This is a genomic window from Nocardia brasiliensis NBRC 14402, assembly GCF_000308475.2.
In the GTDB taxonomy this organism is placed as follows: domain Bacteria; phylum Actinomycetota; class Actinomycetes; order Mycobacteriales; family Mycobacteriaceae; genus Nocardia; species Nocardia brasiliensis.
On the sequence record NZ_BAFT02000061.1, the window covers coordinates 80,868 to 94,507 of the forward strand.

Genomic DNA, 13,640 nt, shown 5'->3' on the forward strand with positions numbered 1-13,640 from the left:
CTCCGGCGTCCGCGCCGCCTGTGCCTCGAACACTTCGGTCAGGGTCGTCTCCGGCACCGCCGCCGTCGCCGCGTTCCACCGATGCAGCACCGACTCTCGTTCGTCCGCGCCCAGTACATCGATCGAACCGACGGGCGCGGCGGGCTCCACCGCGATCCGGCGCAGCACCTGCTCGAACCGGCGCACCATGGTCTCGACCGTCGACCCGTCGAACAGTTCGGTCGCGTATTCGACCAGCCCGCTCCAGGCCTGGCCGGCCGGTGCGTCGGTGATGTTGAAGAACAGGTCGAACCGGGCGGTGGCCGTGGTCGCGATGTGCGGCTCGAACCGCACGCCGGGCAGCTCGAGGGACAGCAGCGTGTTGTTCTGGAAAGCCAGCGACACCTGGAACAACGGGTGATGCGCCGCCGAGCGCGCCGGATTGAGCAGCTCGACCAACAGTTCGAACGGGACGTCCTGGTTCTCGTAGGCGGCCAGTGCTTTCGTCCGCACCTGGGCCAGGATCTCCCGGAACGACAGGGCCGCCGGCACCTTCGCGCGCAGCACCCAGGAGTTCACGAAGAAGCCCACCAAATCGGCCAGGGCCTCGTCGGTGCGCCCGGCGATCGGCGACCCGATCGGAATATCCTCGCCCGCACCGAGTCTGCTCAGCAACACGGCCAGCGCCGCCTGCAGCACCATCGAGACCGTCGCGCCCTCGGTCGCCGCCAAACGCTCGACCGCCGTGCGTGTTTCGGGATCGATCTCGAAGAACACCATATCGCCGCGGTAGCTCGCCACCCGCGGCCGCGGCCGGTCGGCCGGCAGTTGCAGTTGGTCGGGCAGGCCGTCGAGTTCACGCCGCCAGTACTCGAATTGCCGTGCGAGCACACTGCCCGGATCGGTGGCGGCGCCCAGCAGTTCGCGCTGCCACAGCGTGTAGTCCACGTACTGCACCGGCAGCGGCGGCTGATCCGGCGCCCGGCCGCTTATGCGCGCCGTGTACGCCGTCGACAGGTCCCGCAGCAGCGGCGTCATCGACCAGCCGTCACCGGCGATGTGGTGGATCAGCAGCACCACCACGTATTCGTCCGCACCACACTGGAAAACGTCGGCGCGCAACGGGATCTCGGTCGACAGATCGAAGCCGTAACGCACGGCTGCGGTCACCGCGGCGTCGACCTCGGCCGGGTCGACGGTGCTGCGGTGCACCGGAATCTCGAGGCTGTCCGCGTCGAGTACCCGTTGCGACGGCACGCCGTCGGCGTCGACGAAGATGGTGCGCAGGCTTTCGTGTCTGCGCACCACATCACCGATGGCCGTGGTCAGCACGGCGGCGTCCGCCCCGTGCAGCCGCACCGCGTAGGCCATGTTGTAGGTGGCCGAGGGCCCTTCGAGGCGGTGGATGAACCACAACCGGCGCTGTGCGAACGACAACGGCACCACCTCCGGGCGCGGCCGCGCGACCAAGGCCGGGCGCAGTATCGTCCCGGCGTCGAGCCGAGTCACCAACTGCGCCACCGTCGGTGCGTCGAACACCGTCCGGATCGGCACTTCCACCCCGAGCACCACCCGGATGCGGCTGGCCAGCCGGGTGGCGAGCAACGAGTGCCCGCCCAGGGCGAAGAAGCTGTCATCGATGCCGACGCGGTCCAGGCCGAGGATCTCGGCGAACAATTCGGCCAGCACCCGCTCGCGCTCGTCGCGCGGTGCCCGGTAGGCGCGCGCGGGGGCGAACTCCGGGTCGGGCAGGGCGGCCCGGTCGAGTTTGCCGGTGGCGGTCAACGGCATCGAGTCGAGCACCAGCACGGTCGCGGGCACCATGAACTCGGGCAGGCGGTCGGTGGCCCAGCGGCGTACCTCGGCGGCCAGCAGGCCCGCGTGCGGGCTGTTCGCGTATCGGGCCGGATCACCCTGTGCCGTCGGTGTGTACAGGTCGGCGAGCGGCCCGTCCGGCGCCGTCGCGGCGTCGACGAACACGGCTGTCATCCGGCCCGGCTCCGCCGACCACGTGACCGCGGTCCGGTAGCCGAATTCCGCACCGAACCGGTGCAGGTCCTCGGGCAGCAATCCGGTTTCCGAGCGCGCCGCGTAATCACCGAGTACGCCTTCGAAACCCGCGGCGAGGGCGCCGGTTTCGCGGTCCGGGTGGACCGGCGCACCGTTGCGAATCCGATGCGCGGCTGCGACCTCCCCGACGAGCCCGGCGTGCGGAATACCGGTGATCCGGACGCCGGAACAACCCTCCCGCAGCAGCGTCCGCAGCCATTCTCCGTCGCGGAAGACAGCTTTCGGCAGCTCGGCCACAGTGACAGGTGCCACCGGCGCCTTGTACAGGACCACGTCGTACCGGTACCGGGTCAACTCGTTCACCGAATATCCGCGCTTGAGCGCGATATCCACCGCGCCGATCTCGAGCACCTCGCGCAGCGCCGGGAAGTACTCGGGTGCGAGCAGCAGTTCCTGTTCGGCGGCGATATCGCGGCGCACGCGGTCTTCGACCGCCGCCGGATCCGTACCGCCGTTGCGCCGGATCTGCGCCGCGGTGGTGAACTCGGTGAGCAGGGCCAGATTTCGGATGTCACCGACGAACACCGCGCCGCCGGGCGCCAGCGCGCGCAGCGCGTGCTCGAGCACGCGCCGCAGGTACCGCTCCCCGGGGAAGTACTGGATCACCGAGTTCACGATCACCGTATCGAAATGGCCCGCCGGCAAGCCGGACCCGTCGTCGGCGGCCCGAACGCTCAATTCGACGTGCTCGACCCAGTCCTCGTGCAACTCCGCGAGCTGATGGCGCAGCGAGGCGATGGTCTCGGCGGAGAAGTCCGTCGCGTGGTACTCGGCGCACTCCGGTGCCAACTGCGACATCAACAGACCCGACCCCACACCGATCTCCAGCACCCGACGCGGACCCAATTCCCGAATCCGATCCACCGTCGCCGCCCGCCACTCCCGCATCTGCGCCAACGGAATCCGCGCACCGGTATAGCTGCTGTTCCAGCCACCGAAGTCGTTGCCGAACCCGGCCTGCGGGTCGGATCGGGTGCCGCTCTCACTCGCCGCGGCGTACAGGTCGTCGTACACCCGGCGCCACTGCCCCACCAACTCGTCCTCGCCCACGATCGGCCCCGAACGGTCGGCGACGACGTAACCCACCAGCTGCTTGCCGCCCTCGGTGCCGGTGTCGCGGGCCAGCACCACCGCCTGCGCCACCGACGGGTGTTGCGCCAGCACGGTTTCCACCTCGGCCGGTTCCACTCGGAACCCCCGGATCTTGACCTGATCGTCCGCGCGGCCGACGAACTCCAGCACGCCCGAACCCGTCCAGCGGACCACGTCGCCGGTCCGATACAGCCGCCCGCCCGCCGGATCGAACGGATCGGCCACGAACCGCGCCGCGGTCAGCCCGGCCCGCCCGCGGTAGCCGCGCGCCAATTGCGCACCGGACACATACAATTCACCGGCTACCCCCACCGGGACCGGCATGAGCCACGAATCCAGCACGTACACACGGCTGTTCGCGACCGGCGCCCCGATCGGCACCAACGTGTCCCGCAGACCGGCGGGCACGCGGTAGGCGGTGACGTTCACCGTCCCCTCGGTCGGACCGTAGAGGTTGTCCACCCGGACGTCGCCGCCGGATACCGCTTGCAACGCGTCGACCGAGCCGCTGGGCAACGTGTCGGCTCCGGTGTTCACCTGGGTCAGACTGCGCAACGGGGTGCCCGGCACCGACGCCGCGTGCTCGACGAGTGCCGCGAGCAGCGGCGGTGTCGCGAACAGCTTCGTCACCGCCCGGCTCGCGATCAGGCGGGTGATCTCGCCCGGATCCGAACGCTCCGCCGCGGCGATCACCAGCGTTGCCCCGCCGCACAGCGCCGGCCAGATCTCGTAGGTGGACGCGTCGAACGCCACCGAGGAGTGCACCAGCACCCGGTCGCCGGAACCTGCCGACCAGGCCTGCGTCACCAGGTTGATCACGTTGCGATGCGTGACGCCAACGCCTTTGGGCACACCGGTCGAACCGGATGTATAGATCACATACGCCAGGTTCTGCGGCCGAGCCGTCTCACTGCGGTCGCCGAGGTCCGGCAGCTCCGCCGTGTCGACTCGCAGGCGCGGTATCACGTTGTGCGGCAACGTGTTCTCGGTGGCGGCGTCGGTGAGCACGAGCACCGGCGCCGCGTCGTCCAGCACGAACGCCAGCCGATCCGTCGCGTAGACCGGATCGATCGGCAGATATCCGCCGCCTGCCTTCAGCACCGCCAGCAACGCAACGACCAGCTCCGCCGACCGGGGCAGGGCCACCGCGACGATGCGGTCGGGCCCGACGCCGTGCGCACGCAGATGCTGCGCGAGCCGATCGGCCTGACCGTCGAGATCGCGGTAGGTGAGTTCGGTCGCCCCGCCGACGACGGCCACCGCGTCGGGCGTGCGGGCGGCCTGCGTTTCGAACAGCCCGGCCACGGTGGCTACCGGCAGCGCGCACGCGGTGTCGTTCCAGCGGGTCAGCACCAGTTCACGTTCCGCAGCGTCGAGCAGATCGATCGCGCCCACCGGCGCGGCCGGGCTCGACACCGCCTGCCGCAGCACCCGCACCAGTCGTTGCGCCATGGCCGCAACCGTGGACCGGTCGAACAATTCCGTCGCGTATTCGACGAAACCGCGCCACGGCGCACCGGCCGGCGCCTCCGAGACATTGAAGAACAGGTCGAAGCGCGCGGTCGCGGTGGACGCGTCGTACGGTTCGAGCCGCACCCCCGACAGCTCCAAGGCGGGCAGCGTGTTGTTCTGGAACGCCAGCGTCACCTGGAACAGCGGATGGTGCGCCGCCGAGCGCACCGGGTTGAGCAACTCCACCAGCAGTTCGAACGGAATATCCTGATTCTCGTACGCGGCCAGCGCTTTCGCCCGGACCTGCCCCAGCACCTCGGCGAACGACGCCGCGGGCGTGACCGTGGCGCGCAGCACCCAGGTGTTCACGAAGAAGCCGACCAGATCCGCCAGTGCCTCGTCGGTCCGGCCCGCGATCGGCGCGCCGATCGGAATATCCTCCCCCGCACCGAGTTCGGCCAGCAACACGACCAGCGCTGCTTGCCACACCATCGATACGGTCGCGCCTTCGCCGGTCGCGAACTGTTCCACCGCCGCGCGCAACGGCGCGTCGACCTCGAAGGTGACCACGTCGCCGCGGTAGCTCGCCACTCGCGGCCGCGGTCGATCGGTGGGCAGCCGCAGTTGCTCGGGCACCGCGTCGAGTTCGTTTCGCCAGTATTCGAATTGGCGTGCGAGCACGCTGTCCGGATCATCCGGCGCACCGAGGAGGTCCCGCTGCCACAGCGTGTAGTCCACGTACTGCACCGGCAGCGCGGTCCAGCGCGGGGCGCGGCCCGCCAGGCGGGAGTCGTACGCGGCGGACAGATCCCGCAGCAGCGGCGTCAGTGACCAGCCGTCCCCGGCGATGTGATGGATCAGCACCACCGCGACGCACTCGTCCGGGGCGTACCGGAAGACGCTGGTACGCAGGGGGATCTCCGCGGACAGGTCGAAGCCGTACCGGGCGGCGGCCGTGACGGCCGCGTCCAGGTCAGCGGCGGCCACCTCGGTCACCACCACCGGTACCTCGAGGTCGTCCGCCGCGAGCACCCGCTGCGCGGGCACGCCGTCGGCGGCGACGAAGATCGTGCGCAAGCTCTCGTGCCTGGCCACCACATCACGCACGGCGGCGCCGAACGCCGCGACATCCAGCCCGTGCAGCCGGACCGCCAGCACCATGTTGTAGGTGGCCGAGGGACCTTCCAAGCGGTGGATGAACCACAACCGCTGCTGTGCGTAGGACAGCGGAATCACCTCGGGCCGAGCCCGACTGAGCAATGCCGGACGCACCTGCGCGTCGGCGTCGAGCCTGGTCACCAGTTGCGCCACGCTCGGCGCGTCGAACACCGTCCGGATCGGCACCTCGACGCCGAGCACCACCCGGATCCGGCTGGCGAGCCGGGTGGCCAGCAGCGAATGACCGCCCAGCTCGAAGAAGCTGTCGTCCACGCCGACCCGGTCGCGGCCGAGAATCTCGCGATACAGCTCGACCAGCATGTGTTCCTGGATGGTGCTCGGCGCGCGATACCGCGCGCCGGAACGCAATTCGGGCGCGGGCAGCGCGCCCCGGTCCAGTTTGCCGTTCGGCGTCAGCGGCACCGTGTCGAGGACGAGCACCGCTGCGGGCACCATGAATTCGGGCAGCCGCTCGGCGGCGAACGCGCGCACGTCCGCGCCCGTCAGCTCGGTGTGACCGTTCGTGTCCGCGCCGCCGGTGTGCTGGGCGACGACGTAGCCGACCAACTGCTCCCCGGCTGCGGTGGTCCGGGCCACGACCACGGCGCGGGACACCGAAGGATGCTGCGCCAGCACGATTTCCACTTCACCCGGCTCGACTCGGAAGCCGCGGATCTTCACCTGATCGTCGACCCGCCCGACGAACTCCAGCTGCCCGGACCGATTCCAGCGCACCACATCACCGGTGCGATACAACCGTGCGCCGGTCGCGTCGAACGGATCGGCCACGAACCGCGTCGCGGTGAACCCCGGCCGTCCGCGATATCCCCGAGCCACCTGGGCCCCGGCCACGTACAGCTCCCCCGCGACGCCGATCGGCACCGGCCGCAGCCACGAATCCAGCACGAAGGCGCGGACATCGGCCAGCGGCGAACCGATCGGCACCGCCGCCGCGTGCGCGCTCACGCCGTCGGCGCCGAACACCGTGGCGAACACCGTGGTCTCGGTCGGCCCATAGCCGTTGCTCACCTGTGCGCCGGCACTGGCGGTCCGCACCCGGTGCACCAGTGCCGCGTCGAGTTCGGCGCCACCGACGATCACCTGGTTCAGGCCGCGCAACGGCCGGCCCGGCAGCGTTTCCGCGTGTTCGAGCAGCACCGCCAGCAACGCCGGGGTGCAGAACATCTTGGTCACCGCCCGCGACGCGACCAATCCGACGATCTCGGCGGCGTCCGACCGCGGCGCACCGGCGAGCACCACGGCGCCGCCGGCGAGCAGCGCGGGCCAGATCTCGTAGGTCGAGGCGTCGAACGCAGTCGAGGAATGCACCAGGACGCGCTCGCCGGGCCCCGCCGCCCAGGCCTGGGCGGCGAGGTTGTGCACGTTGTCATGCGTGACCGCAACGCCTTTCGGCACGCCGGTCGAGCCGGACGTGTAGATCAGATACGCGAGATTGCCCGCGCGCGCGGCACCGCCGCGTGGCGCTCCGGTCGTGTCAGGATGCTCGGGGCCGTCGAGGTACAGCCGGGCAATCGCGGTGTCCGGGAGCGTGGGCGCGGTGGCCCGGTCGGTGACGAGCACCACGGGTGCGGCGTCGGCGAGGATGAATGCCAGCCGGTCCGAGGGATACGCCGGATCGATCGGCAGGTACCCGCCGCCCGCCTTCCACACCGCGAGCAACGCCACGATCAGCTCCGGCGAGCGCGGCAACGCCACCGCCACAATCGTTTCCGGGGCCACTCCCTGCGCGGTCAGGACGCGCGCGAGTCGCTCCGCCCGTTCGTCGAGTTCCCGGTACGAGATCTCGGCGTCCGCGCCGACCACCGCGGTCGCGGCCGGGGTCGCGGCCGCCTGCGCCTCGAACCGCTCGAGCGTGGTGCCGTGCCGAACCGACGGCACGGCGCGCCGATTCCACTGCCGCAGCAGCATATTCCGTTCCTCGCCATCGAGGACGTCGATCGCCCCCACCGGACGGTCCGGGTCGGCCACCACCTGCCGCAGGATCCGCACCCAGCGCGCGGCCATCGCCGTGACAGTGGTCCGATCGAAGAGCTCGGTGGCGTATTCGATATAGCCTTGCCAGCCGACCGGATCAGGCGCGGCATCGCTGTCCGGTGCCGGCGCCGCGGCGTCGGCGAGGTCGAAGGTCAGATCGAAGCGCGACGTCGTGGTGGGCGGCAGGAAAGGCGTCACGTCGGCACCCGGCAGGACGAGGGCCGGAAAAGCGTTGTTCTGCAACGTCAGCAGCACCTGGAACAGCGGATGACGGGCCGCCGAACGCACCGGATTGAGCAGCTCGACCAGCAGCTCGAACGGCGCGTCCTGGTTCTCGTAGGCGGCCAGCGCCTTTGCCCGGACACCGGCCAGGATCTCGGTGAAAGCCGCCGCGGGCGCGACGGACGCGCGCAGCACCCAGGTGTTGACGAAGCAGCCGACCAGCTCGGCCAGCGCCTCGTCGGTCCGGCCCGCGATCGGCGCGCCGATCGGAATGTCCTCGCCCGCACCGAGTTTGTTCAGCAACACCGCCAGCGCGGCCTGCAACACCATCGAGACCGTCGCGCCCGCACGGCCCGCCAGGTGCTCCACCGCGGTCCGGGTCTCGGCGTCGATCTCGAACAGGACGCGGTCGCCGCGATAGCCGGCCACCCGCGGCCGCGGCCGATCCAGTGGCAACGGCAGCTGCTCGGGCAGTTCGTCGAGTTCGGTTCGCCAGTAGTCGAATTGCCGCGCGAGCACGCTGCCCGGGTCGGCCGCCGAGCCCAGCATCTCGCGCTGCCACAGCGTGTAGTCCGCATACTGCACCGGCAACGGCGCCCACAGCGGCTCCCGCTGCGCGCGCCGAGCCGAGTACGCCTGCGACACATCCCGCAGCAGGGTCGTCACCGACCAGCCGTCGCCGACGATGTGATGGATCAGCACGAGCAGCGCCCACTCGTCGGTGCCGCAGCGGAACACGTGGGCCCGCAGCGGGATCTCCGTCGACAGGTCGAAGCGATAGCCCGCGGCCTCGGCCACCGCCGCCGCTGTGTCGGCGGCGTCCACGTCGGTGACGAGCACGGGTATCCGCACACCGTCCGCGTCGAGCACCTGCTGCGCGGGCACACCGTCGGTCTCGGCGAAGACCGTGCGCAGGCTCTCGTGCCTGGCCACCACGTCGCCGAGGGCCGCGGTGAACGCCGCCGGATCGAACGCGCCCCGCACCCGCGCCGCCAGCGGCACGTTGTAGGTGGCCGAGGGGCCTTCCAGCCGCTGGATGAACCACAGCCGCCGCTGCGCGTACGACAGTGGAAGCACGCCCGGCCGTGGGCGAGTCGTCAGAGTGGGACGCACCTGGGCGCTGTCGTCGAGCCGAGTCACCAACTGCGCCACGGTCGCCGCGTCGAAGACCGTCCGGATCGGCACCTCGACGCCGAGCGTGGCGCGGATCCGGCTGATCAGGCGGGTGGCGGACAGCGAGTGGCCGCCCAAGTCGAAGAAGCTGTCGTCCACGCCGACCCGGTCCACACCGAGCACCTCGGCGAACAGGCCCGCCAGGATCCGTTCGGTCTCGTTGCCCGGTGCCCGATACCCCGCCGCGGACACCCATTCGGGCGCGGGCAACGCGGCACGGTCGAGTTTCCCGTTGGGCGTCAACGGCACCGCGTCGAGCACCAGCACCGCGGCGGGCACCAGGAACTCGGGCAACCGCTCGGCGGCGAATCGGCGTACCTGTGCCCCGTCCAACCCGTGCCCGTGCGGGCGACCGTTGCGCTCGGCCACCACATACCCGATCAGTTGCTTGCCGCCTTCGGTGTCAGCGGCCACCACCACCGCCTGGGTCACCGACGGATGCTGTGCCAGTACGGCTTCCACCTCGCCCGGTTCGATCCGGAAGCCGCGGATCTTGACCTGCTCGTCGGCCCGGCCCACGTACTCCAGTACCCCGCCCGCGGTCCAGCGCACCACGTCGCCGGTGCGATACAGCCGCCCGCCCGCCGGATCGAACGGATCGGCCACGAACCGGGCGGCGGTCAGTCCGGCGCGCCCCTGGTAGCCGCGCGCCAATTGCGCTCCCGCTACGTACAATTCACCGGCGACGCCCACGGGCACCGGCAGCAACCACGAATCCAGCACGTACACACGCATGTTCCCGAGGGCCGACCCGATCGGGCTGCCACCGCCGTCCCGCTGCGCCGCCGACAGTTCGAGTCTCGTGACGTGCACGGTGGTTTCGGTGATCCCGTACATGTTCACCAGGGCCGGACCCGTCCCGTTGCCCGCCGAGTACCACGGCCGCAGATAGCCGGGCTGCAGGGCTTCGCCGCCGAAAATCACCATCCGCAAGGCCGATTCGGCACGATCGCCCGCGGCGCGGGCTTCGGCCAGCGCGTAGAAGGCGGACGGGGTCTGGTTGAGCACCGTCACGCCCCGGTCCACCACCAGATCCCACAGCTGGGCCGGGGTGCGCACCACGTCCCACGGCACCACGACGACCCGGCCGCCGTGCAGCAGCGCACCCCAGATCTCCCACACCGAAAAATCGAAGGCCTGCGAATGACACCACGCCCACACGTCTTCCGGGCCGAACTCGCACCACGCGGCGGTGCTCAGGAACAGCGAGGCCACGTTGCGGTGGGTGACCCCGACGCCCTTCGGCCGCCCCGTGGACCCGGATGTGTAGATCAGGTAGGCCAGGTTGCCTGGTCGCAGCGGCACCGGACGTACCACGCCCGACCGTTCTCCCGCCACCTCGCCGACCAGGATGCGCGGAACCGCAGTGCGCGGCACCGTGTTCGCGGTCGCCTCATCGGTGAGCACCGCCACCGGTGCGGCGTCGTCGAAAACGAAGGCCAGACGTTCGGCCGGATAGCCCGGATCGACGGGCAGATAGGCGCCGCCCGCCTTCACCACCGCCAGGATCGCGACGATCAACTCCACCGAGCGCGGCAACGCCACCGCCACCACGTCGTCCGGGCGCACCCCGCGGGAAATCAGCGTGCGCGCAACCCGATCCGACCACAGGTCGAGGTCCCGGTAGGACAACTCCACCGGGCCGGACTCCACCGCGACCGCGTCGGGCGCGCGGCGCACCTGCTCTTCGAACAGTCCCACCAACGTCGCGTCCGGGTCCACCGGCACCGCCGTGTCGTTCCACGTCTCGAGCACCAGGCGGCGATCAGGACCGAGAATGTCCACCGCGCCGATGGATACGCCCGGATCGGCGATCGCCTGGCGCAGGAAGCGCGCGCTGGAATCGAGGTAGGTCTGCAGGTCGGCGTCGGTATAGCGTTGCGCGTCACCTTCGATCCGCAGATATCCACCCCGGTCCGAACGCCGCTCGTAATAGAAGACAATGGACAGATCGCCGCTGTTACCGGCGGAATAGAGCTGGAGATCGGCGGTGCCGTCCGTCATTTCCAGCGCCCCGAAGAACGACATCACGTTGACGACCGGGCCGAACGGATTACCTTTCGTCTTCGGCATTCTCAGGTCCCGGCGGATATCGGAGAGTCCGTACCGCAGATGATCGCGGGCGCCGGCGATGGTCGCGTAGATCCGATGGGCCAGCTCCGCCAGCGACAGATTGCGGTTCGAATCGACCAGCAGCGGTACCGTGTCCGACAGCTGGCACGGTGTCTTGTGCGCGATCCCGACCTGATTCGACACCGGTATCTGCAAACAGAATTCGTCGCGCAACGCGTAACGCTGGATCGCGGCGGCCGCGACGGACAGCAGCAGGTAGGGCAGCTTCACGCCGGCCGAACGCGCGGCGCTCAGCAGCCCGCCCAGCTCCGCGCCGGAGAAGCTGTGGGTACTGCCGATGCGGCCCGGTGGCGTGCCCGGCGCCGCGTTGCCCGGCAGTCGCAACGGCTCGATCCCCGCGGGAATCTGCTTGCGCCAGTAGGCGCGATCGATCGCCTGCTGGCGGCGGCGGTAGGCTAGATCATGCTCGATGAGATCGTCGATGTGCACGAAATCGGCTGGTGCGATGGGTGTTCCGGCCACCATGGCGCAGTACACGTCGAGCACCCGCTGCGCCCAGGTGGCCACGCCGACACCGTCCATGATGATGTGGTGGAAACACATCGAGAGCAGGTAGTGATCGGCGCCGATCTCGAGCAGCGCGACCCGCAGCAGCGAGTCCAGCTCCAGATCGAAACCGAGCTCACGTTCGCGGGCCATGTAGTCCAGCGCCGCGGCGGTCGGGTCCGGTTCCGCGGTGAAGTCGACGTAGGTCGGCAGCCAATCCCGGATATCCCGTTCCACCTGCATCGGCCCGTTCGGCCCACGGACGATGTTGACCGTCAGCGCCGGTGACTCCGCGAAAACCTGTTGTAGGGCGTCGGCGAAATAGCCGAGTTCCAGATCCGTATGGATATCGATGTAGACGATGCAATTATTGGGAATATCGGAAAGTTCGTGCGCTATCCACAGTTCTTTCTGAATCGAAGTCAAACTGCGCAGCAGCGATTTGTTACCGGATTGCATAGCGAACTCCCTCGCTCATCACCTGTGCCGGGCGGAACTGATCGTCTGCTGGCCGAAAGTCTGCGATGGTGAGCGTTTCGGGTACGTCCGATCACACAGCCGGGACACGTCGTAGCACATGCGCGCGCCATCCACCCCGAATCCCCATGGGCGGCAACCTCGTCCGGAGCCCGTCGGGGCACACCGGTACGGCGGCTCAGCTGGTGCACTGCCTGGCCGATCCACCTAGTGGACGCTCGACCATAACTGGATGCGTGATTGCGAGGTCGCCGGCCGACCGGCCCCCTCGCACGTCGTTGCCCCCGAATCCTGGTGCAGCACACTCGATCAGAATGTCCCGGCCTGCGTAACTGGCGCTGTACTAGTGCGTAAATGACTGGTCAAAGTGGTAACTATCCCCGCGTTCCCGCGCTCGGCGCGGCCCGCGCCGCCTATGCTCTGCGCTGGCAGCACATGGTTCAGGAGGGCTTGTCCATGGCGCAAACACAGATCAGATATGGGGTGCTCGGCTCGTTCACGGCGTGGCGGGATGACTGTGAAATCGAGTTGGGCCCAGCGAAACAACAGGCAGTGCTCGTGGCGCTGATGCTGGAGATGAACCGGCCGGTAACGGTGAACGCGATCATCGACGGGGTGTGGGGTGAACACCCGCCCGGTGACGCGCGCAACGGTGTCCAGACCTACGTCAGCAGGCTGCGCCGCGCCCTGGCGCCGCGCCGCAAGGTCGCCGAGCCCGCGCTGGTGTGGTCCGAGACGGGGTATGTCCTGCACGGCGACCCCACGCTGTCGGATCACGTCGCGTTCGACCGGCTCTTGGCGACCGCCGAGCGCTGTAGACGCGACAGCGACCTGGCCGCCGCGGCCGCGCACACCGATGCCGCGCTCGCGCTCTGGCGTGGTGAACCGTTCAGCGGCTTGGCCGGGCCGATCATCGAGGGCGAACGCCGGCGGTTGCAGGAACGCTATCTGAGCGCGCTGGAGCACCGGGCCGGTATCAAAATCGCCCTCGGCCACCACGCCGAGGCGGTCTCCGAACTCGCCCCGCTGGTCACCGCGCACCCGCTGCAGGAGCGCTTCCGCACACTGCTCATGCTCGGCCTCTACCACTGCGGCCGCCAAGCGGAGGCGCTGCTGGTCTTCCAGGACGCGCAGCGCAGGCTGGCCGACGAGATCGGCATCGAGCCGGGCCGGGAATTGCGCGAACTGCATCGGCGCATCCTGCGCGACGAGATCGAGCCACCGCCCGCCACGGCCACCGACCCCGACCAGGAGGCCGCCCGGCCCGGCCCCGCCACGCCCGGCGAAGGTCCGCTCGGGCCGGGCGATATCGGCACCGTGCTCGAACTGCGGCCCGAGACGCTGCCGAGCCGCAACCAGCTGCCCGGCGATATCGCGGACTTCACCGGCCGCACCGACGAGAT

2 protein-coding genes (1 of these 2 only partly in view) are annotated in these 13,640 nt (G+C 69.7%); one reads left to right on the forward strand and one right to left on the reverse strand.

All coding sequences use genetic code 11. From position 1 onward, the window contains the following. Positions 1-12,219 carry the 5' portion of a non-ribosomal peptide synthetase gene (locus tag TY25_RS20495; RefSeq protein ID WP_042258488.1) on the reverse strand. It extends 3,036 nt beyond the left edge of the window, so only the first 12,219 of its 15,255 coding nucleotides appear in the window; it begins with the start codon at positions 12,217-12,219; its stop codon lies off the left edge, out of view. A 372-nt stretch (positions 12,220-12,591) separates the two neighbouring features. On the opposite strand from TY25_RS20495, the gene TY25_RS20500 reads away from it, so the two are divergent. After that, a partial coding sequence (locus tag TY25_RS20500) for an AfsR/SARP family transcriptional regulator (RefSeq protein ID WP_162184216.1) occupies positions 12,592-13,640 on the forward strand: 1,049 nt, incomplete at its 3' end.